Genomic DNA, 21,165 nt, shown 5'->3' on the forward strand with positions numbered 1-21,165 from the left:
TTTCCTGATTTGAATCAATTAATCTATGAAGCCTTCATTCTTGACGAAGATCAATGATAATTTGATTAAAAAATGACGTAAAAATTATTTCTGAGTGTGATCTAAAAGCAGCAATTTAAAAATGAATTACAAGAGTGATTGCAAGTGGCTAGCCGCGTTTTCGCCCTTTGCCCAAAATTGTTTGATGATTGTTCGATGCACAGATCTATTAATTCGCATAATTTGATTCGCATAATTCACAAGCGCTGTATTGTTAGACGATCAATTAGGGCCCATCACTCGCGAGGGATGGAGCGTCGGTACATCTCGCACAGGTGGGCAATGATATCAATGAGCGTGAGCCGATAGTCTAGAAGAATTTCTTCACTGCGTCCTTCCAGCTTGAGTTGAGTGGCAAGGGCATCCATCAACTCCATGTGAATTTCTACAATTTGAGAAACAGACATATCCGCAAAGAAAGCCTGCTCTACAAAGCGATCGACCCGCATATTGACGGTTCCATCCTCTGCAAAATAGGCCAGGACAATTTCGCGATATTCGCTTCTCAATTCCTGTAGGAGAGCGTGCCTGTCTTCGGCGGGCAGGTTTCTGAGAAAAAGTTTGGGTTCGCGCTTGTAATACACACCTAAATATCCTAAGCGCTCTTTGAGTTTGTCTGTCAGTCGTTTCTGTTGCTCAAGCAGGTTCACTGCATTACTAGGGACGGCAGATGCGGGGGCAACGTTTGTCTGACCAAGGTTGGAGCTGATTGGCGTTAGGTATAGGAAATTGTTGATGGCGCGATCGATGGATCGGCGGAAGATTTCGAGGTCTTGCTCTGAGGCAATCACTTCAGCCGCATGATAAATCCAGGGTTTTTTGGGTAAATTCTGCGATCGGGAACACCAAATAACTGCCGGAAGAATGATGTTAGCGGTAGAGAGCTGCTCAATGGTTTGCTCAAGCAGTGGATCCTCTTGAATAATGAGACAATCAATTTCTTGCTGGTTTTGCTGAATGGCAGCCAAAAATGATTCTAAAGTTTCGTGGTATTGCGTTTGATAACGAGCAGTATCAAGGATTTTGCATAGGACTTCAGTGCTCTCTGATGAGTTTGTGAGCGCAGTAATTTCTAAGTAATATCGCACGATTTTCGCAGAATGGGGTTAAACAAAAAGGGGCTTTGCTATCTTGAGCTTGAAGTGGCTCTATCCTAGTGGGTTTTGCCGATTAATGGCGATCTTGAGGGTTGCTGGGGGCGCGATCGGGAATGATTTTTAATAATTTTTTACTGTCACCAATATAAGAAATCAAAATAGGGAGATCGAATGATTGGGATCAGTAGGACAACGGGCTGATCATGCAGGCCATGGCCAGTTCTGGTGCAGAACGGGACGAGTGGTTGATGATGAAAGATGGCTAGGAGCCGTCCGGGAGCATTTCCTCTGGTTTGTTGCCAGGGTGATCCTCGGGGTCAGTAATACAGGGATAATTTAACTCAATTGCTGGGTGCTGGTGGGTGCTCCACGGGCCAGGGGGCTGCCCGTTTGGGGAGTTCACTGGGGCGATCGCCAGGCAGAACCCACCTTGCCAACTCGGGGGATTGGGCGATCGGGCAGGAGCGACCGAAGGTCAAGGAAAGCCAACGTTAGAGGCCCCCTCACCAAAATTTAAACCATCAGTTCGAGCCATGGAAAAACTAGGGCGATCGGCAGTTGGGCCGCCGAGAGCACCAGTAGTTTCTATGGAGGCAGAATGAAGGAGAATCCAGCGTTGCGAACCCTGGATAGCAGTGAATTGGGAAATACAATCGGGATGACTGGATTCGAACCAGCGGCCCCCTCGACCCGAACGAGGTGCGCTACCAAGCTGCGCTACATCCCGAGGCAGATTCCGCGATCGAGCCAGTGATTTGACCGGCGCGAAATTTGACCTTCAGAATTATAGGGGATTGTGAGCCATTTGCACGCAACTGGATGAGGAATTTTTTGATTTTTTTCGCGCCATTTTCTTGTGCGCCATTTTCTTGCGCGCCTAGTTTGACCAGTTTCCTCTTGCCAGACCTGTTTTGATCACTCGTCTTGCTCAGCCCAGCCCCCGAGCTACAAAACCGATTCGGCCAGCGCTCCATCCACCGCCGTTTCCCGAAACTGAATGGAATCTTGGCGGGGATCCGCGTGGCTCACCTCCAACCAGAGGCGATCGCCCGGCGACAGATCGCGATGGAACCGCGTTGCCAGCTCCACCCCCAAATCCTCCAGCAGCACCGCCGCCAGCCCATCATCCTCGCGCAACCACCGCAACATCAGTGTTTGCCAAGGGCCGCGGTTGCGTCGTAAATATTCCAAAATCCAGTAGCGTGTGGTTTGACGCTCCACCAAAGTCGCTTCATAGGCTGTGGAACTCACCCCTTGCACCAACTCCTGCATTTCGTTAATCGAAAAGGGCAGGGTTTCGCCTCGCAGGTGCGCCTTAATTTGAAAGTGACCCAAGAGATCGGTGTAGCGGCGAATGGGTGATGTGATTTGGGTGTAGGTATCCAGGGCGAGGCTGGAGTGGCGGGCGGGCGTGGTGCTCATTTCGCTGCGGGGCATACAGCGGCGGATGGCACAGGCGCGCACGGGGCCCGCTGGCAACAGCATCAATTCTTCTGCGGGGGGAAGTTCCGGTTGGGGTTGGCTGCGGAAGGGCATCGGCAGGCTATGTTCTTGGCCGTAGCGGGCGGCCACTTCCCCCGCCAGAATCATCATTTCTGCCACCAGCCCCCGTGCGGTGGAATCGCCCAGGACACGGATTTCAATTTCGTCATCCTTGACGGCGATCGAGGTTTCGGGCATTTCAATGCGGATTGCCCCTTGGCTGGCCCGCCAGCTTTCGCGGCGCTTGGCCCACTTGGCCAGGGCTGTGAGTTGTGGCTCGTCGGTGATGCCCAAATCGAGCATTTCGTCCACGTCGTCGTAGGTGAGGCGGTAGGTGGGTTTGACGTGACTGGCGCGAATTTGGTAGTCCGCGACGGAGCCATTTTCGTTAAGGACGATGCCGAAGCTGAGGGCACAGCATTGCCGGCCTTGCACGAGGCTCATGGGGCCGGTGGCCAGCTCGTGCGGAAACATGGGCACGGGGCCCGTGGGCAAATAGACGGTGGTGGCGCGGCGGCGGGCTTCGAGGTCTAGCTCGTTTCCGGGTTCTAGCCAGCGGGTGGGATCGGCAATGTGCACCCAAATGCGCTCGGTGCCATCGCTGAGGAATTCCAGGCTGAGGCCGTCGTCAATTTCTCGGGTGCTTTCGTCGTCGATCGTGTAGGTTTTGAGGTGAACGAGGTCGAGCCGATCGCGATCCAGATCGGGGGGTGGGGATTCGAGGTACGCACGGGCCACATCAAGCACCTTGGCAGAAAAACGGGTGGGCAGTTGCGATCGCCGCAAGTGCAAATTTTCGTGGGGACTCCACAGGCCCAGGGCCACAAGCAGATCAAATGCACCGCGTTCGGTGGTCGGGCGATCAAGCTTTGCGAGTAAGTCTAACGCAGCCGATCGATTGGTCATTTCATCGCCTTGGACGGCATACCGTTCCAGTAATTCAAGGCGCTGACGAAATGGGGAATCGTCGGGAATTTCGGGGCGATCGCCCGGGTTGCTGATGGCTGATTGAACCCACTCGCAAAAGGCCTGCTGTTCCTGTTCTCGCTGCCGGGTCAGCTCCTGTTGGCGGCGCATTTCTGAGACTTGGCTAGCGGGTCGAGGTTCGTAGCGATCGCCCTTCTGCTTAAAAAATAGCTTATCCTCGCTCAGCATCCGGTGAGCAGCGTAACAAGTGACCGGCGAAGCTTCCGAAAAAAGAATGAGGCTCAGTTCCTTGGCATCCACGGCGCGGTTGTCTTCCTCGCACAGCAGTTCCCAAGCCACTTCCAAACTGTCGGGGTCAAAGTAAGGCGCTGTGGCGGCTCGAAAGGCAGCAATGTCGGCGGGCTGAAACCCACCCCCAACGGTGTAGGTCACATCCTGGGGACGGATCTTGTGGTTTTTGCCCTGCTCGCCGATCGCGATGAAGAGTTTTTTGCCTTCTGGGCGATCGATTGTGGCCAACACCCGCTCGTCATCGAGTCGCAATTCAACCAGCGTTCCTTTGTCCATAGACTCGACACCAAGCCTGCACAGTTCGGCTCTTAGTGTAGGGGATTGACTGGGCCCGCGAACCGATCGCCCGGGAGAGGTTGTCGGCCGGAATTCAGAGCGTTAATCAACCGGTGGGTTAGGTTGAATGGACACATACAATTGCTTTCAATTGCCTTCAATCGCTTGTGGCTCCAACGTTGAGTTTCAATGTTGAGTTTTGCCATTGCTGCCACCCTCGCTGTAATCACCTCGCGGTCAGTCGCTGAAAATCTATGGCTACCTCAACGGTTAATCTGCCCTACTTCGATGCTTTGTTGGGCTTGCTGGATCGATCGCCCGCTGTGCAAACGGCCTTCCGCCGCCACGTCCATTGGGGCTATTGGGCCGATCCCGATCGGGCCCAAATCAGTCCCGCCGCCTTTGATGAAGCGGCCGAGCAGCTCACCCGTGAGGTGTATGGCACAACGCGGATTCAAAATGGGGCCAAGGTGCTGGATGTGGGCTGCGGGTTTGGCGGCACGATCGCCAGCCTGAATCAACAATTTTCAAACCTGCAACTGACGGGGGTGAACATTGACCCGCGCCAGCTCGATCGGGCGAAACAGTGGGTGACTCCGCAAAATAACAACACCATTGAATGGGTGGAGGCTAACGCGATCGAGCTGCCTTTTCCGGATGCGTCTTTTGATGTGGCGTTGGCGGTGGAATGTATTTTTCACTTTCCCGATCGACAGCGATTTTTCCAAGAGGTGCGCCGTGTTCTGAAGCCGGGTGGTCAATTGGCTATTTCAGACTTTTTGCCCAGTGATTTGTTAGCACTGTTGCCTAATCTCAAATCTCCTTTGGATAGTACCGGGTTTTATGGTGGGTTTGACTTGAGCTATACCCTCAATTCCTATCGAAACCTGGCCCAAGAAACGGGATTTCGGCTCACCCAGGCTCGGGATATCACGGTGGAAACTTTGCCAACCTATAGTTGCTTTCGATCGATGGCGGTTGATAATCAATGGTTCGATCCGTCGGCGATGGTGCAAACCTTGGCGGTCGAGGTGGTCAGCCGTCTGCGGGCGCTCAACTATTGGATTTTGCAGTTCGATCGTTGGTAAATCTTGGGTGCGCAGCTTTGAAGCCTTGAAGTCTTGAAGCCTTGAAGCTTGCAAGTGTTTAAGCCCGCAAGGATTTAAGCCTGTAAGCAAACTTCTCAGTGCATCAATGGTTCAGTTCATCAATCCATAATCCATTAGTTCGTCGATCTATTAGTTCATCTAGTTCGTCGATCTAGTAGTCCATCTAGTTCATCAATCATTAGTCCATTAGTCCTTGAGACAGGAGATTTTGAAAACGTGTCTTCAAATATGAATCGATCGCCCATTACCGGTAAAACGCGATTGCTCGGCGTAATTGGGGATCCCATTGGCCATTCCCTCTCGCCAGTGATGCATAACCAGGCGATCGCCAGTTTGGGGGCCGATGCGGTTTATGTGGCTTTTCCGGTCAAGCCCGCAGACTTGACTAAGGCGATGGATGGCTTTGCGGCCGTGGAGGTGTTGGGACTGAGCGTCACCATTCCCCATAAGCAGGCGGTGATGCCCCTGTTGGCAGAGATTTCCGATGTGGCTCGATCGGTCGGGGCCGTCAACACCCTGTGGCGAACCGATCGGGGCTGGGCCGGAACCAACACCGACGTGGACGGCTTTGTGGCCCCGCTCAAGGCGTTGCGTGCCCATTGGCAGGGGGCCACGGCCCTGGTGTTGGGCACGGGGGGCGCGGCTCGGGCCGTGATTGCCGGAGCCAAGCTGTTGGGGTGCGATCGGGTGGTGGTGGCCGGGCGCGACCCCCAAAAACTGGCGGCCCTGCAACAGCACTTTGGGCCCCCAAACCCCCTGGCGATCGCCCTAGAAACGCTGGTGTGGTCAGACCTCGATCGGGTGCTGCCGGCCGCCGATTTGCTGGTGAACTCGACTCCCGTGGGAATGCATCCCTTGGCGGCCGACTCGCCCCTTTCGATCGCCCAATTGGCCCTGTTGCCCCCCAGCAGCATTGCCTACGATTTGATTTACACACCTCGTCCCACGCGCTTTTTGCAAATGGCGGGCGATCGGGGCTTGCAGACGATTGATGGGTTGGAAATGTTGGTGCAACAAGGGGCGGTGGCCCTGTCCCGCTGGTTGGGTCAGCCGGCCCCGGTGGCCGTGATGCGATCGGCAGTGGAGGCGTTTTTGGCCCCCGGATCTTGACCAGTTGTTGAGTAGCTGTTGAGTAGCCCTTTTGAGACATCCCCTAAGAGTCTGCAATTCTGATTGACATACTCCCTGCCCTAAAGGAACGGGGATTCTCTAAGCCTCGCGACTTAGATTCCTGCTTCTTAGCAACTGCCTCCACCCCAAAGGTTTCTCGGTCTTATGTTTGCTCCACAGGCTTAAATTCCCGGATGTCCCTCGGTATGTGTTCAGTTGTAGTACAAAGCCGCCCTCAAAGGGCGGGGTTTCAGACCCAGAAGTTTTGTTGATGAATCGATCGACGATCGTGCCCGCATTGGCCGCTGCTGCCTTCACCCTGTTGTCCTCCGTTGCAGCTTGGGTGGTGGATGATATCGCCCGCGATCGATTTGTTGGAGAAGCCCGCTCCAACCTCCTGTCTCGCTTGAGCGCCAAGCGGGCCCGGCTGGAATCGGCCCTGAACGCTCGCATTCAAACGGCCCAAGGCATTGTTCCCTACGAGCTGAACGCGGGGCCTCTGTCCCAAGGGCAATTCAGCGCCTTTGTTCGATCGCTCATGCAGCAGCAACAGGGCGTGATTGCGGTCTTGTTGGTGCGATCGGCCCAGCCCGGTCAGCCGCCGGCCCTGAATGATCCCCAAAAACTGCAAATTCTGACCTATCCGCCAAACACGGAAACCCAAGCCGTTTTGGATGACTACCGCCAACAACAACAGCGGTTTAAACGCCTCATTCCCAGTGGTCTCATTTCCCGATTGCCCCAGCCCTACACCAACCGGGCACGCTACTTGGGCTACATCCCCGTTTGCGATGGGCGCTGCTCCAGTCGATCGCCCCTGTTGGGCATGGTGGTTGTGATTTTTGATGAGCTGGCCCTGCTGGCGGATGCGGACTTGCTCAACAACGACAACAGCACGGAATACGCCATCTATGAGCATGGGGCCAATGGGGTGGGGCGGTTGCTGTTTGGGTCGGCCACCGTGTTTGATCGCGACCCGGTGATTCTAGAAATTCCGTTGCTCACAGGGCGCTGGCAACTGGCCGCCGTGCCCGCCCAAGGTTGGACAGTGGTGTCCACTTCCATGCTCTGGTTGCGGGTGGGCGAAGTGGTGGCGATCGCCCTGGGCACGGTGTTGACCTTCCTGTTGGTGCGCCAACCCATGCGGCTGCGAGTGGCGATCGCCCAAACTCGTGAAACCAACCGCCTGCTGCGAGAAGAAATTCTCGATCGACAACTGGCCGAAGCCAAACTGCAAAGCCTGGCGGAACAACTGGAGCAACGGGTGCTGGAGCGCACCGCCGAACTGTCCAAAGCTTTGGAACAGGTGCAAAAGGCGCAGGTGCAGGTTGTCCAGTCCGAAAAAATGTCCAGCCTGGGGCAGTTGGTGGCCGGCGTGGCCCACGAAATCAACAACCCGATCAACTTCATTTACGGCAATTTGGGCCATGCAAAGGACTACATCCATGGCCTGTTGGGTTTTTTAGAGTTATTGCACCAGGAGCAACCGGAACTCTCCCCCACCTTGACGGCCTATGCCGAGGCGATCGACCTGGAATTTCTGGAAGACGACTTGCCGCAACTCCTGAAATCCATGGAAATTGGTTCCGAGCGCATTTGCGGCATCGTGCAATCGTTGCGGATTTTTTCCCGGTTGGATGAATCGGATCTGAAGCGGGTGGACATCCACGAAGGCATTGACAGCACCCTGACGATTTTGAACCATCGCTTGAAGGGCAGCGACACCCAGCCGGCCATCCTCATCCACCGGGAATACGATCCGGCCATGCCTTCGGTGGAATGCTATGCGGGTCAGCTCAATCAGGTGTTTATGAACCTGTTGGTGAATGCGATCGATGCGTTGGAAGAGTCTGGCACGTTGGATCCACAAATTACGATCGCCACGGCTCTGCTTGACCCCAATCAGCTCCAAATCCGAATTATCGACAACGGCCCGGGAATTGCCACGGCGGCCCAATCCAAGATTTTTGATGCATTTTTCACAACAAAGCCCGTAGGCAAGGGAACGGGGATGGGGCTGTCCATTTCCTATCAGGTGGTGGCCGATCGCCACAAGGGATCGCTGGAATGTGTGACGGAGCCAGGCCAGGGAGCCACATTTGTGATCACCATCCCGATCGAGCAACGGCCGGCCCTGGCCGAGTCTTCGGCCGTTGATCCAGCACCCTTAACAACCTAGGGGCGATCGCAAAACTCATCAAAACTCAAGAAAAGACTCCCCAGTCCAGAACCCTGAAAGCTAGGATCAAATCGTCAGGAATCTTTTCTTGGGCCGAAGCAAGTCTATTGGGCTGATTGCTGATGGATGATCAGCATCGGGCTTGCGCAATCAGGGTTGGTGCATCGCATGGGTTAAATCACGGTTCATGGATGAGTTGGCGATCGGTGATTGGTGATTGAGATGGGCGACTCATGATTAGCCACCCGCGATCGGCGATTCAATAACCGAGATCAGTCAATTCGGTGACTGAGGCAACGTTCTTGGCCAATGGGCGAACGCGGGCCGGGTTTCCACAGTAGCGCCCCTTGCCCCAGCATGTTGATCAGTCCCGTTGGTTCCATTATTCAGTTGATTCGGTCTTGGCCGTCCTTAACCCAGTCTTTCAAAACCGTTTATTCGTCGGGGATGTTTCGGAGAGTTAGGGTTAATCAACAATGTCAGAATCCAGTACCCCTTCAGCAACCACCCTCAGAATCCTTGAGGCGGGCCAATCTATTCTGCCGATCGAAGTGCAACCCCCTGCGGACTTAGGCAGCACCACGACCGATGCTGCTGCCGCCATTGATTCCGCCACCGACTCCGCCATTGATCAGAATTCCCCCATTGAGCGCCTGTTATCGACTGCCAGCGAAACGATGGTGGATGTTGTGACCCATAGCCAAGTGTTGCTTGCGGTGGTGCAGCCGGACAGCTTTGAAGTGGACATGGCCAATGCGGCATTTTGTCAGGCGGTGAAGCTAGCCGGTCGTCAAGAGTCAGTGCGGGGTTTGGTGGCCGTTGGCCGATCGCTCGCGGATTTGTTGCCAGGACTAGAGGCCGAAGTCTTGCGCGATTGGCTGCGGCGACAGGTGGCCTACCGCCTGTTGCTCGATCGCCACCCCAAGGACAGCCGAATTCGGCGGTTGCTGAATGCGCCGAAGTTGGTGCAAGTGGCCGATCGCTGGTTGGAATTGTGGATGCGGCCGGGGGCCTTGGTGTTCGAGTCGATCGCCCCCGATGTGCAAACCCTCATGGAAGCCTCCACTTCCTTGCCCTCCTTTGAAAGCGCGTTTCAGTTGGAATGGTGCCAATTCAAGGGGCAACTGTTGTTGGAAGGCTGGGATGTGACCGCGCGGGAGCAATTACGCCGGTTGGGTCGCCTGTTGCTGAATGGCCATTCCATCTTGCAGCCGGAAAAATTCCGGGAAGTGGGGCAATCCATGCGATCGCTCTTTTCCGGTGATGCCACCTTTGTGTTGCGCACCGATGGCGATCGGCTGCAATTAACCCTGGGGAATGAGGCACGGCTGCGCACCGTCCGGGGCTATGACCTGGGGGACTTGCGCGAATCGCCCTGCTTGGCGGCCATGCAGTTGGAGCGGGTGACGATCGTTCGGGATTTGGCCACCCAGGCCGTCACCCCCCTCGAACAGGATTTGCGCGATCGCGGGGCCCGATCGCTGCTGTTGATTCCCCTGTTGCTGCGGGATAAGGCGGGCGATCGTCCCCCCTTGTTGATGGGGCTAGTGGGGGTGGCCAGTCGTCTGCCCGATAACTTTGACCTGTTGGACATCAATCGAGCGGAACTGCTGCAACCTTCCTTGGCCGTGGCCTTGCGCCAGGCCGGCCAGTCCCACTTCAGCAACATCCACCCGGCCGTGGAATGGAAATTTTTGCAGGAGGCAGAGCGGCGCAGTTGGGGCCTGCCACCCCAGCCGATCGCCTTTGAAAATGTTTATCCGCTCTATGGTATCTCCGATATTCGCGGTTCATCCCTCGCGCGCGATCGAGCCATTCAAACGGATTTGCTGTCCCAGTTTCGGCAAGCCCTGGCCATTCTCGATTGTGCTTGTGCGGCCAAAGACCTGCCCCTGTTGCGGCAACTGCGCTTGGACTTGCAGGAATATATCCACAACCTCGAAGGCGGCGTAACCGTGGAAGCGGAAGTGCGCGGGGCCCAATACCTGCGGGAAAACATTGAAGACGACTTGGATTATCTGGCCGGATTGGATCCAGCCACCGCCGCCGCCGTCACCGCCTATCGCCAAGCTTGCGACAATCCCCACGGGGCCGTCTATGAAGCCCGCGCTGAATATGACCACTTGGTGAGTGAAATTAATCGGCGGATGCGGGAAACCTGGGATCGCTGCCAAAGCAAAATGCAGTCGATCGCCCCCCACTACTGCGACATTGAATCCACCGACGGCATTGATCACATGATCTATGCCGGTAGCTCCATCTATCCCGACTTCACCAGCTTCCACCTTCGCAGCCTGCGGTACGAGCAACTGCGGGCAGTCTGTGCCTGTGCGCGGATGGGTTTTGAAATTGAGCGCACCCTTAGTGACCAATTACGCTTGACGCATCTTGTGCTGGTGCAGGGTTCCACGGTGGATATTCTGCATGATGAAAACACTGAGAAGCTGTTTGATGTGCGAGGAACCCGCGACACGCGCTATGAAATTGTCAAAAAGCGGATCGACAAGGCCCGCGATGCGATCACAGGAGAACGAATTACCCAGCCCGGCTGCCTCACGGTGGTCTATGCCACGGAGGACGAGGGCCACGAATATCAGGAATATTTACGCTACTTGGAGCGCGAGGGCATGATTGGTTCCAAGCGCGAGAGCGGCGAGGTGGAATCGCTCCAGGGGGCCAATGGGTTGCGGTTTATGCGGGTGGCCGTGTTGCCGCCAGAACCCGATCGCTAACTTCCGGTCGATCGCCCTGGTGATGACGTGGTGATTAGCGGTGATGAATTCAGGACGGTCGAAGATTTGCCCGGTGGATTATTAATTGAGATCGCTAGTTGAGATTGCTGGTTGGGATTACTAGTCGAGATCGCTGGTTGAGATCACTAGTTGAGATCACTAGGCGATCGAACCGTTCGTAACCGGTGTAATTGTCCGGAATTGCGGGCTGCTTTGAGGATGGCCAGGGATAGGAAGTGGGCCCCGCAACCCAACTGTTGGGAAGCAGCCCCCCGATCTCTGTTGGTTACTGTGTAGATGAAGTAGGCGACTATGCAAAGTTGGACAGAGGGCTATGTGGCCGAAGTGGACTACACTCATGGGTTTTATCGGGAATTAGCCCCCACACACCTCAATTACGTGTTGTTGTGCAAGGGGCTTCAGGCTCCCCCGCTCGATCGCGCCTTCACCTACTGTGAACTGGGCTGCGGACAGGGCAACACCACCAATTTGCTGGCGGCTGCCAATCCGCAAGGGGATTTTTATGCCACAGATTTCAATCCCAGCCACATTGTTCATGCCCAAACCTTAGCCCGCGAAATTGGCCTCAAAAACATCCATTTTTTTGATGACTCTTTCCAGGATTTTGCCGATCGGGCAGAGTTGCCGGACTTTGATTTCATCACGCTCCATGGCGTTTTTTCTTGGATTTCGCCCGAAAACCGACAGCAAATCGTTAACTTTATTCGCAAAAAATTAAAAGTTGGTGGCGTTGTTTATCTCAGCTACAACGCCATGCCCGGTTGGTCTGCATTTTTGGGAATGCGAGAGCTAATTCAAGCGCAGGTGCTCTCCCAATCGGGCCCCATTACCAAACGATTTGATCTGGCTCTGAATTTTGCCAAAGCTATTGCTGAACAGGAGGCCATTTATTTCAAATCTCAGCCAGCCGCGCTCGATCGGCTCCAGCAAATTTCCACCATGTCTCGTAACTACTTGGTGCATGAATATTGCAATCGCCACTTCACCCCGCTGTTCCATCGAGAAGTGGTGGAACTGCTGGATGAAGCCAAGGCCAGCTTTTTGGTTTCGGCCCACTTGGGCGACCAAATGGAACACTTTCGATTGCAGCCTAACCAGTTGCAAACCCTGCAAACCATTGAGGATCCCGTGCTGCGGGAAACCTTGCGGGACGTTTATACCAACCAATCATTTCGACGGGATATTTTTGGGCGCGGAACCGTGCCCCTCGCCTCTTTGGCCCAGCGCGATCGCTTGGATCAGCAAACCTTCGCCCTCACGCTGCGATCGCCCCAAATCCCCAAGGAATATCCCTGCCCGGTGGCAACGGTGCACCTGGATGCGGAACCCTTCAAAACCATCATTGCTGGCTTGAGCGAGCGCCCCCACACCATGGCTGAGCTGGCTCAACAATTACCCAAACTGGCTTGGCGCGACTTGCACCTTTCCTTGGCGATCGCGGTGGATGGGGGGTGGGCGATGCCTGTGGTTCCCCAAGCTGCCGTCAAAGCGACCCGCGAAACCTGTCATCGGTTCAACCGGGCGATTGCTCGGCGCGCCCTCACAGAAAACAAAATTCAACTATTGGCCGCGCCGCTGGTTGGCAGTGGTATTGCGGTTGATCAAACAATTCTGTTGTTTTTAGAGTCCATGTGGCGCAAAACACCGGGCCCCGAATTAGCCTTTGAAACCTACAAACGAATGGGGCTAAAGCTGCAAAAAAACGGTGAAACCGTTGAGAGTGATGCAGAAAATTTGCAGCTTCTGAAAACCTCTTGGGAGCAATTTCAATCCCAAACTGGCCCCTGGCTAAAATCCCTCCAAATTTTGTAGATCTCTTGTTCTTCCAATCAGACCTCCCCTAGTAGTGCGACAGGCTTAATTCGGTGGGTCAAAGTTGCGGAATCAGTTACAGAAACAAGGGGCTTAAGCCCCTTGCTGCCTAACGATTAGGTAACAGGAACAGTCGAATTGATTGACTAGAACAAGCTTGTCGCGCTACTAGGATTGGGCCGGAGCGGCGGGCTGGTCGGCGGCCCCGTTGGGGTTGGTGGCCGGGGGATTGGTCGCTGGTGGGTTGATCGCCGGTGGGTTAATGGGTTTGGCGATCGGGCAGGCGGCGGGATCCGGCTCCTGGGGAATGATCGTCACTGGCTTGGCTCCCTTGGGCAAACCCGCTTGGGTCGGGGCCAACATTTGGCTCACCACCATCACAGCGCGTTTGTTGGCTTCATTGAGCAAGCCCCGTTGGCAGGCGGATTCCGTGACCCGATCGAGCGCTGCCTCTTGGGCCCGGGCCATCAGTTCGGGGCCCGAGTCGGGGCCGAGACCCAAAAAGCCCCGATCGTAGTCATAGACGCGCGATCGACCCACATCGATTTTGCGATCGAGAATTTCCGGGGCCGGCAACCGAATTTCTAGCTTGCCATCGGCTCCTTGGCGCACGTCTTCCGGTTTCAGTTTGTTGAAGTCAATCCCGGCGCTGATTTCCCCATAGGCGATGTAGAGCAGCTTGGTGGAACCGACGACGAATTGCCCCAACACCCGATCGCGCTGGGCCGGGACGATCGCCTCCATCGAAAACACCGTGGTCGTCAGTTCGCTGGCCCCGCGAATTTGGTCGATCGTCAGCGATCGTACATCGGCCTTGGCCGGTGGCTGCGGTGTGTTGAAGGGAGCCGCCACAAAGTCGCTAATCCCCTTGCCCCAGTTGCCAATCCCCGCCGCCGACGTAGCCACGATCGCCACCAGTCCCCCGGTCGCCATCAGGGCGAAATTATTGCTGAGTTGCCGCCATAACCCCGGTTGCCTCGACGGGGCGATCGGCTGGGGAGGTTGGGTGGGCTGAGCGCTGGGGGGACGTTGATCGACCTTCATAAACAAAGCCTGGGGAGAGAATCGGACGAAGACGTTTGGGGAGTCAGGGGCCACAGCAATCGCCGGGGGCAAGGGGCTTAAGCCCCTGGTCTGGTGCGGTGGTCTGGTGCAGTTAAAGCTTGAAATGTTGGACTAAGCCATTGCCAGCAATTCTAGCAACTCAGCTTCTGAAATACAGACCAATCCCAGGGATTGCGCTTTGTCCAGTTTGGAGCCAGCCTCCTCGCCCACCACCACATAATCGGTTTTTTTGCTGACGGAGCCGGTGACCTTGCCACCCGATCGCTCGATTAGCTCCTTTGCTTCTGGACGAGTCAGGGTGGGTAGAGTTCCGGTTAGCACAAAGGTCTTACCGCTGATGGCCGCGTTGGTTGGCTGGTCGATCGCCTGATCCGGATCCGGGTGAGCAGCCGCCAAGGACAACCCCGCCGATCGCAACCGATCGACCAGCGATCGATTGGCCGCCGACCCGAACCACTCCCGAATCGACTTGGCAATTTCCAACCCAATCCCGTTCACCGCCGTCAACTCCTCTTCGGTGGCCGTGGCCAGGGCTTCCACTGATCGAAACTGGGCCGCCAGCAGCTTGGCATTGCTCGATCCGATGTGGCGAATTCCCAGGCCATACAGCACTCGTGCCCAGGGCTGACCGGTCGATCGGGCGATCGCGCTCACCAGTTTCTCCGCCGACTTTTGCCCCATCCGCTCCAGGGTCAGCAACGGCGCGATCGTCAGCCCGTACAAATCCGCCACGGACTTGACCAAGCCCGCCTCGCTCAACTGCTCCACCAACTTTTCCCCCAGCCCATCAATATCCAACGCATCGCGGCTAGCCCAATGGCGCAGGCTGCCCCGGACGATCGCCGGACAAGAGGTATTAATGCAGCGCATCACGGCCTCATCGATCGGCTGCACCACCGCCTCGCCACAGGCCGGGCAATGGCTGGGCATTTGCACCCGCGCCGCGCCGTCGGGCCGCAGTTCCGGCAACACCCGCAACACCTCGGGAATAATTTCCCCCGCCTTGCGAATCACCACCGTGTCGCCTAGGTGCAAATCCAACTCCAGCAGTCGATCGCGGTTGTGCAGCGTCGCCCGGGCCACGGTGGTTCCCGCCAACTGCACCGGCTCCAGTTCCGCCACCGGGGTAATCGCCCCCGTCCGCCCCACCTGGAACGTCACCGACAGCAACCGCGAGGGCGCTTCCTCCGCCGGGTATTTGTAGGCGATCGCCCAGCGTGGAAACTTGTTGGTGAAGCCCACCGCCGTTTGCAGGGCCAAATCATCGAGCTTAATCACCGCCCCATCGGTCATGTAGGGCAAGTCGTGCCGCGCCTGATCCCACCGTTGGCAATAGTCCCAAACGGCCGCCAGGTCAGCACAGCGATCGCGGTTCGGATTCACCCGAAACCCCCAAGCCGCCAACTGTTCCAGCGACTCCCAATGGCTGCGGGGGTGATCGGGCCAGTCCAGCTCCTCCGGCCACTGGAGCGTGTAGGCAAAAAAGTCCAGCTTCCGTTCCGCCACAATCCGCGAATCCAGTTGGCGCAAGGTTCCCGCTGCCGCATTTCGGGGATTCGCAAACAGGGCCTCACCCGCCGCCGCCCGATCGCGATTGATTTGCTCAAAACTGCTGAGGGGCAAAAACGCCTCCCCGCGAATCTCCAACCGGGCCGGTGGATTGGCCGTATTCAACCGCAACGGAATCGATCGAATCGTCTTGATATTTTGGGTAATCTCCTCGCCCGCAATCCCATCGCCCCGCGTGGCCCCGCGCACCAGCAGCCCCTCTTCATAGGTGAGGGCGATCGCCGAGCCATCGATTTTTAGTTCACACACATAGCGAGCCGGGTTCGCTGCCTGAAACAGGGGCAATTCCTCCAGAACGGGCGATCGCTCCCCGGTTCCAGCCACCTTTTGCCAGCGATCTTCCCAAGCCCGCAATTCCGCCAAATCAAAGGCATTTTCCAAGCTGTAGAGGGCGATCGCGTGTTGCACCGTTTGGAACCGCTCGGCCGGGCGATCGCCCACGCGCTGGGTGGGGCTGTCGGGTGAAACCAGCTCGGGATATTGGGTTTCCAGTTGCTCCAGTTCCCGGTAGAGGCGATCGTACACCGCATCTTCCATCACGGGATTGTCCAGCACATAGTAGGCGTAGCTGGCTTCCTGGAGTTTTTGGCGCAGTTGGTCGGCGCGGCGGGCCAAGTCAGCGGGGGCGGGCATGGGGTGGCAAAGGGGCGATCGATCTCGATGCCATTGTCGCTATTCCGGCCGGGAATGCAAGAACCTTCCGGATGGCGCACGGGGCGATCGCTAGTAATGGTCAGGTAGATGCACCCTGACGATGTTCCCCCGGCCCCGGCTGGGGGATTTTTGTTGCAAATTTTTCAGCTACGATCCGAGGTAGTCCCCCGCTTCAAGGACGCGGATCATGACTTGGCTCGAATTGCGCGATCAAACGCTTCAGCTCTCAGCAAAAGATCGGTGGCGATTGTTATGGGCGATCGCGCGATCGCTGCTCTGGCCTGCAAGCCTTCCCAAATCCGCATTATCTACAACAGAAATCGATCAGACCCCCCAAAAATCACCAACTGATCTAAGCCAATATCGCGGCGTACTATCCCTTTCTGAAGATCCCTTAATTTATCAACAGCGGATTCGGGATGAGTGGGCAGGATCGTGAATCGCTATCTTCTAAATGCCAATATTTTAGTCTGATCATTATGCGAGGAGAGTCATGACTATTCAGTTTCAATTCTCGCCAGAAAAAGCCGTTGAAGCAGCAGCGATTCTTCTGAAGCTACATGGCGGCCCTATGAAGTATTTAGGTCTGCTGAAAATGCTTTATATTGCCGATCGAGTTGCCTTGGAACGGATGGAACAGCCCATTACTGGCGACTGCTATGTCTCTATGGACTATGGGCCTGTTCTCAGTTGTGTTTACGACTTAATTAAGGGCAAGACAGTTGGTAACGCTCTGCCACTTTGGTCAGTATCAATTGCGTCCTGCCCTAAGAAGCAAGTTTATTTACGAAATGATCCGGGCAAACAACATCTTTGCGAAGCTGAAGAAGAAATTTTAGAGGAGGTCTACCAAAAATTTGGACATATCAATCCCTTTGAAGTTGCTGACTGGACACATGGTTTACCAGAATGGAAAAATCCCCACGGCTCGATGATTCCAATTGCGGTGAATGATGTTCTTCATTACCTTGGAAAAACGGACTTAGAGATCCAAGCGATTGCGGAAGAGGCTGCTCGCGAAGCATACCTCAATGGGGCTTGGCATGGCTGATCTGGTTATTGAAATCGGACATGCTTTCCTAATTGATACACCACCCAATGGAGAGCATCTGTACATTGCAATTGCTTTGATCGGCGATGGTCGATACTTATTTGTGAATGTGACAACTCGTAGAGCCAGCTCCGAAACAACCTGTATCCTTGATCCTGGGACTCCAGGTTTACCCGGTTTTATTAACCGAGAATCTGTTGTTGCTTACCAATATGCTCGTGCATGGAGTCTAGAAGAATTATCTAGGGTGATTAAGCCTGGTAGCCGAGTCCCTAAGTGTATTTTTTCAAATGAAATTGTGTCTAGAATTCAGAATGGTGGTCTGATTTCAAAACGACTTTCCAATCAATTCAAGACTGCTTTAAAAACATTCTTAAATCAGAAATAAATCAGGAAGTGCCTGTGAGGTGATGGTTTTTGATAACTGATTGCTTACACCGCAAGACTTTCGCCAGCTCATCATTACTGAATTACGGCACGACCCCTGCGCCGATGCGCGTGACGAGGCCTATGGTGAGACCAGGTTAGCGCTGGAGACCTTCCCGATCGCCCCACCGTTGACCTGGGAAGAGGCGATGGAACAACCCATCTACCTTGATCCCTAGCCAATAAAGAGGCTAAAGTTTTTGGACATGGAAGAGCCTGTTTCCCCCCAAATTCCCAGTTGGCTTGCTTGGGCGATCATGAATGGCCAAAAGCGCCAGCCCACATTCCTGGGCCATATTGTTTTGGTTCTGGTGCTTTTGAGCTTGGTTGGGATTGCTTATTATGTTTTGTTGCTCGTGAGTAGCCAATGGGAGCAAAAATGGATCACTGCACCCCAACGGCTCACTAAGGAACAAATTGCTTTACAAACAGCATGGCTAAAGCCGAAGCCCTCTGTGAAATCAAGATTAATTTTTCAACTTCAGGATGTTGAGGTCTTGATTGATCGCAATGCTTCAATTATGGGCTTTTTCTATAAACAGTATTATATTTCGCTAGCGATGATGTGTACGTTGGGGGCGATCGCTGTTATTTGTCTATTTTTTATTAGTAAAGAAGGTTGGGGCGAAGTCAATAACGCTGTCATCAATATTTTTGTGGTTTCTTCGGGGGTGGTTCTTTTTTACGGTAATTTGTCTTTGACTTTTAAGCAAGAAGAAAACATCAAAAATAGCCACGCCATTTATTTATCTTGCTTGAGCCTCAGAAATGAGCTGCTGAGTTATTTGGCAACCCGGCAAAACACGCGCGGTGTTGAGGAAAAACCAGAATCATTCATTCATTATGTTGACAAAAAGTTGATGTCAATTAGTTTGATTCAACTGGGCTTTAATCCTGGTCAACTGTCGGACGTTCCTAAGCCTATTAACACCTTGTCAACTCCGGCCATTACGCCGAAGAGTCCCTAGGTATTGATGCTGAAATTTTGAAAAATGAGTGCTTGGTTGTTGTGACTTTGCGGTGGTTTTTAAATGATGATCATGTCTGTTTCTAGTGGTGATCGGTGTTTCATGTTTTTGGGGCAAGTTACCCGATCGCCCGTTGGCTGCTTTTCCACAAACTGACGGGCGATCGGGCGAGGGAAACTAGTCAATTTTTTGCAAATAGATGCAGTGGCGATCGCCCTCAGTCATTGGAGTTTTAAAGGCATCTACACCCAAAATTTCTGCGCCCCAATGGCTGAGGGGATCTTGCAGGCTGGCTTCCTCCTCTGCGCTCCAGCGACCTCGGTACAAAATCGCAACGCCTCGCGGGGCCAACATCGGCAGGGCGTAGCTGGCGCAAAGATCCGCTGCACCCACGGCCCGCAAGGTCACCAGGTGAAAATTCGGTTTGGGGCCCGGTCGCCGCACGAACTGCTCTGCTCGATCGCACGCGGTTTGTACATTGCCCAACTCCAATTCCGCGATCGCCTCCGCCACAAACTGAATCTTTTTGCGCGTGCTATCCATCAGCAACCATTGCCATTCTGGAAAGGCGATCGCGCCCGGTAGCCCTGGAAAGCCGCCCCCGGTTCCCAAATCGGCCACGGTGATGGCTTGCGAGGCCCGCTGGGCCAGTACCGGTTGCAAAATCGGTGAAAATAGACCCCGCAGCGAATCCCAAAGATGCTTTTCCCAAAAGTCCAATGGTTCCGTAATGCGGGTTAAGTTCATCCGTTGGTTACCCGCCAAGATCACCTCATAGAGCCGCTGAAATTGGGCTTGGGTGGCTGCGTCGGGCTGCCATTGCAGGGTTGACTGCCAAAGGTCGATCGGGTTCGGTAAGGCGGGCGCTGTGGGAAGGGTCATGGCCATGGGGAGCAAGCTGCTAGGCAATTTAAGCGCAATCTGGCCCCGTTAACGTATTCCTTGAGTGCAATCGCAGCATGATTCCAACGGTAGTGGTGGCGGGAACCCACAGCGGAGTGGGCAAAACTTCAGTGGCGATCGCCCTGATGCGAGCCTGGACACGGCGCGGATGGGTGGTGCAGCCGTTCAAAGTGGGGCCCGATTTCATTGACCCGGGCCATCACCGCCGGGCCACAGGTCGCCCGTCCCATAATTTGGATGGTTGGATGCTTCCTAAGGCAACAAACCAAGCGCTGTTCGATCGCGCCGTGGCCGGAGCCGATGTGGCGGTGATTGAAGGAGCCATGGGGTTGTTTGATGGTTATGGCGACCAAGAGGCGGGCAGCACGGCCGAGCTGGCCAAGTGGTTGAACGCGCCTGTGGTGTTGGTGCTGGATGGTCGGGGCCTGTCGCGTAGCGGGGCGGCCCTGATCTGGGGCTATGAAACCTTTGATCCGGATTTGCGGTTTCTGGGTGCAATTTGCAACCGGGTGGGCAGCGGAGCACATTTGGATCGGATTGCGGGGGCTGCTCGCGATCGCGTGCGGATGCCCATTTTGGGCGGTGTGCCCCGGGATGAGGCCGCATTGATCGATCGCCGCCACTTGGGACTCAAAATGGCCGATGAGGATCAGTTGGGGGAGGAATATATCGATCGGCTGGCGGACTTGCTGGAAACCCATCTGGACTTGGATCAGCTCTGGCAACGGTTGCAACGGGAGCAACCAACCTCGAAGCCTGAACCACGCGCACCGATCGCCCCAATTGCTGTCAGTCGTCGATCGCCCCACAAAATCGGGATCGCACGCGATCGGGCCTTTTGTTTTTATTACGAAGCCAATTTAGATTTTCTGCGCGATCGAGGGGCGGAGTTGGTGGAATTTTCGCCCTTGGTCGATCGGCCGCCCGCCGATTGTGACGCGCTCTATCTGGGGGGTGGCTACCCGGAGCTATACCTAGATCAGCTTGCTAACAACACCGATTGTTTAACGGCCATTCGCCAAATGGCCGCGGCCGGCAAACCAATCTATGGGGAATGTGGCGGTTTTATCTATCTGTGCGATCGCCTGACCCTGGCCGATGGCACGGGGCGATCGCTCTTGGGTTTATTACCGCTGCAAATCCAAATGACCCGCCGCCCCAAGCTGGGTTACGTGGAAGCAACGATCGCTCCTGGCGGCCCTTTGCCCTCAGGAGAAACCATTCGTGGCCATCGGTTTCACTACTCGGAAGTGGCAAACCCCGAAGCGGCCGGGGCGATCGCCCAATGCTATGACCTCTTGACCTCTCGGGGCGATCGGCTCACGGAAGGCTATTGTGTCGGTTCCGTCTTGGGTAGCTATGTACATTTGCATTTCGCCAGCAATCCCCAAGTGATGACCGCCTGGCTCGATCGCATCCCCGCTGCCATGCATTGAAATGTAATTAATTGAGTG

General features: G+C 55.1%; 16 protein-coding genes and 1 tRNA gene. 10 read left to right on the plus strand and 7 right to left on the minus strand.

The annotated features are described in order from the left end of the window. Nucleotides 1–275 precede the first annotated feature (275 nt). From H6G52_RS06060 to H6G52_RS06070, 3 genes are all read right to left on the minus strand, one after another. Entirely contained in the window at nucleotides 276–1,127 is an 852-nt protein-coding gene (locus tag H6G52_RS06060) for a circadian clock protein KaiA (protein ID WP_158234342.1), read from the minus strand. Between the two features lie 662 nt (nucleotides 1,128–1,789). After that, nucleotides 1,790–1,863 (minus strand) — tRNA-Pro (locus H6G52_RS06065). 218 nt (nucleotides 1,864–2,081) lie between these two features. Beyond that, nucleotides 2,082–4,112 carry a ribonuclease catalytic domain-containing protein gene (locus H6G52_RS06070; protein ID WP_099532185.1) on the minus strand — a complete coding sequence of 677 codons (2,031 nt, stop codon included), beginning with the start codon at nucleotides 4,110–4,112 and terminating at the stop codon, nucleotides 2,082–2,084. A gap of 254 nt (nucleotides 4,113–4,366) precedes the next feature. On the opposite strand from H6G52_RS06070, the gene H6G52_RS06075 reads away from it, so the two are divergent. The 5 genes from H6G52_RS06075 to H6G52_RS06095 all read left to right on the plus strand — a co-directional run bounded on the left by H6G52_RS06075 (nucleotide 4,367) and on the right by H6G52_RS06095 (nucleotide 13,075). Then, a complete protein-coding gene (locus H6G52_RS06075) occupies nucleotides 4,367–5,200 on the plus strand; it encodes a class I SAM-dependent methyltransferase (protein WP_190527082.1) in 834 nt (277 codons plus the stop codon). Nucleotides 5,201–5,449: 249 nt separating this feature from the next. Continuing rightward, complete coding sequence (locus H6G52_RS06080; protein WP_190527186.1) at nucleotides 5,450–6,331, plus strand: shikimate dehydrogenase; 882 nt, start codon at nucleotides 5,450–5,452, stop codon at nucleotides 6,329–6,331. A gap of 271 nt (nucleotides 6,332–6,602) precedes the next feature. Further along, on the plus strand, nucleotides 6,603–8,510 hold the full coding sequence (locus H6G52_RS06085; protein WP_190527084.1) for an ATP-binding protein: 1,908 nt from the start codon (nucleotides 6,603–6,605) through the stop codon (nucleotides 8,508–8,510). Nucleotides 8,511–8,986: 476 nt separating this feature from the next. Beyond that, entirely contained in the window at nucleotides 8,987–11,242 is a 2,256-nt protein-coding gene (locus H6G52_RS06090; RefSeq protein ID WP_190527086.1) for a GAF domain-containing protein, read from the plus strand. 312 nt (nucleotides 11,243–11,554) lie between these two features. After that, the gene (locus H6G52_RS06095; protein ID WP_190527087.1) at nucleotides 11,555–13,075 is read left to right on the plus strand and encodes a methyltransferase regulatory domain-containing protein; all 1,521 of its coding nucleotides are present in this window, start codon (nucleotides 11,555–11,557) and stop codon (nucleotides 13,073–13,075) included. A gap of 168 nt (nucleotides 13,076–13,243) precedes the next feature. Here H6G52_RS06095 and H6G52_RS06100 read toward each other — a convergent pair whose 3' ends face one another. Both H6G52_RS06100 and ligA read right to left on the minus strand, forming a co-directional pair. Next, nucleotides 13,244–14,119 carry a DUF4230 domain-containing protein gene (locus H6G52_RS06100; protein WP_190527089.1) on the minus strand — a complete coding sequence of 292 codons (876 nt, stop codon included), beginning with the start codon at nucleotides 14,117–14,119 and terminating at the stop codon, nucleotides 13,244–13,246. A gap of 132 nt (nucleotides 14,120–14,251) precedes the next feature. Continuing rightward, nucleotides 14,252–16,342, minus strand: coding sequence for an NAD-dependent DNA ligase LigA (gene ligA / locus H6G52_RS06105; RefSeq protein ID WP_190527092.1), 2,091 nt, complete (start codon nucleotides 16,340–16,342; stop codon nucleotides 14,252–14,254). Nucleotides 16,343–16,856: 514 nt separating this feature from the next. On the opposite strand from ligA, the gene H6G52_RS06110 reads away from it, so the two are divergent. Genes H6G52_RS06110 through H6G52_RS06125 form a run of 4 tightly spaced genes read left to right on the plus strand, consistent with a single transcriptional unit; the run spans nucleotide 16,857 to nucleotide 18,808 of the window. Next, nucleotides 16,857–17,414: a Panacea domain-containing protein gene (locus tag H6G52_RS06110; protein ID WP_190527094.1), complete on the plus strand. Its 558-nt coding sequence runs from the start codon at nucleotides 16,857–16,859 to the stop codon at nucleotides 17,412–17,414. Next, nucleotides 17,407–17,802, plus strand: a complete 396-nt coding sequence (locus tag H6G52_RS06115; RefSeq protein ID WP_190527096.1) for a hypothetical protein — start codon at nucleotides 17,407–17,409, stop codon at nucleotides 17,800–17,802. Before H6G52_RS06110 ends, H6G52_RS06115 begins: the two co-directional genes overlap by 8 nt. Nucleotides 17,803–17,842: 40 nt before the next feature. Further along, nucleotides 17,843–18,019 (plus strand): hypothetical protein, encoded by a 177-nt coding sequence (locus H6G52_RS06120; RefSeq protein WP_190527098.1) that lies wholly within the window; start codon nucleotides 17,843–17,845, stop codon nucleotides 18,017–18,019. 27 nt (nucleotides 18,020–18,046) lie between these two features. After that, complete coding sequence (locus tag H6G52_RS06125; protein WP_190355996.1) at nucleotides 18,047–18,808, plus strand: hypothetical protein; 762 nt, start codon at nucleotides 18,047–18,049, stop codon at nucleotides 18,806–18,808. A gap of 59 nt (nucleotides 18,809–18,867) precedes the next feature. Here H6G52_RS06125 and H6G52_RS18730 read toward each other — a convergent pair whose 3' ends face one another. Continuing rightward, complete coding sequence (locus tag H6G52_RS18730; protein WP_255508495.1) at nucleotides 18,868–18,993, minus strand: hypothetical protein; 126 nt, start codon at nucleotides 18,991–18,993, stop codon at nucleotides 18,868–18,870. Next, nucleotides 18,986–19,690: a 16S rRNA (guanine(527)-N(7))-methyltransferase RsmG gene (gene rsmG, locus H6G52_RS06130; RefSeq protein WP_190527100.1), complete on the minus strand. Its 705-nt coding sequence runs from the start codon at nucleotides 19,688–19,690 to the stop codon at nucleotides 18,986–18,988. Before rsmG ends, H6G52_RS18730 begins: the two co-directional genes overlap by 8 nt. Nucleotides 19,691–19,767: 77 nt before the next feature. On the opposite strand from rsmG, the gene H6G52_RS06135 reads away from it, so the two are divergent. Beyond that, complete coding sequence (locus H6G52_RS06135; RefSeq protein WP_190527102.1) at nucleotides 19,768–21,147, plus strand: cobyrinate a,c-diamide synthase; 1,380 nt, start codon at nucleotides 19,768–19,770, stop codon at nucleotides 21,145–21,147. Nucleotides 21,148–21,165 lie beyond the last annotated feature (18 nt).

The sequence above is a fragment of the Limnothrix sp. FACHB-881 genome (assembly GCF_014698135.1).
GTDB lineage: Bacteria > Cyanobacteriota > Cyanobacteriia > CACIAM-69d > CACIAM-69d > CACIAM-69d.

Bases quoted from the DNA above. Each gene is read 5' to 3' on its own strand.
- H6G52_RS06070 (WP_099532185.1), bottom strand. From the start codon at position 4,112: ATGGACAAAGGAACGCTGGTTGAATTGCGACTCGATGACGAGCGGGTG.
- H6G52_RS06075 (WP_190527082.1), top strand. From the start codon at position 4,367: ATGGCTACCTCAACGGTTAATCTGCCCTACTTCGATGCTTTGTTGGGC.
- H6G52_RS06080 (WP_190527186.1), top strand. From the start codon at position 5,450: ATGAATCGATCGCCCATTACCGGTAAAACGCGATTGCTCGGCGTAATT.
- H6G52_RS06085 (WP_190527084.1), top strand. From the start codon at position 6,603: ATGAATCGATCGACGATCGTGCCCGCATTGGCCGCTGCTGCCTTCACC.
- H6G52_RS06090 (WP_190527086.1), top strand. From the start codon at position 8,987: ATGTCAGAATCCAGTACCCCTTCAGCAACCACCCTCAGAATCCTTGAG.
- H6G52_RS06095 (WP_190527087.1), top strand. From the start codon at position 11,555: ATGCAAAGTTGGACAGAGGGCTATGTGGCCGAAGTGGACTACACTCAT.
- H6G52_RS06100 (WP_190527089.1), bottom strand. From the start codon at position 14,119: ATGAAGGTCGATCAACGTCCCCCCAGCGCTCAGCCCACCCAACCTCCC.
- ligA (WP_190527092.1), bottom strand. From the start codon at position 16,342: ATGCCCGCCCCCGCTGACTTGGCCCGCCGCGCCGACCAACTGCGCCAA.
- H6G52_RS06110 (WP_190527094.1), top strand. From the start codon at position 16,857: ATGACTATTCAGTTTCAATTCTCGCCAGAAAAAGCCGTTGAAGCAGCA.
- H6G52_RS06115 (WP_190527096.1), top strand. From the start codon at position 17,407: ATGGCTGATCTGGTTATTGAAATCGGACATGCTTTCCTAATTGATACA.
- H6G52_RS06125 (WP_190355996.1), top strand. From the start codon at position 18,047: ATGGAAGAGCCTGTTTCCCCCCAAATTCCCAGTTGGCTTGCTTGGGCG.
- rsmG (WP_190527100.1), bottom strand. From the start codon at position 19,690: ATGACCCTTCCCACAGCGCCCGCCTTACCGAACCCGATCGACCTTTGG.
- H6G52_RS06135 (WP_190527102.1), top strand. From the start codon at position 19,768: ATGATTCCAACGGTAGTGGTGGCGGGAACCCACAGCGGAGTGGGCAAA.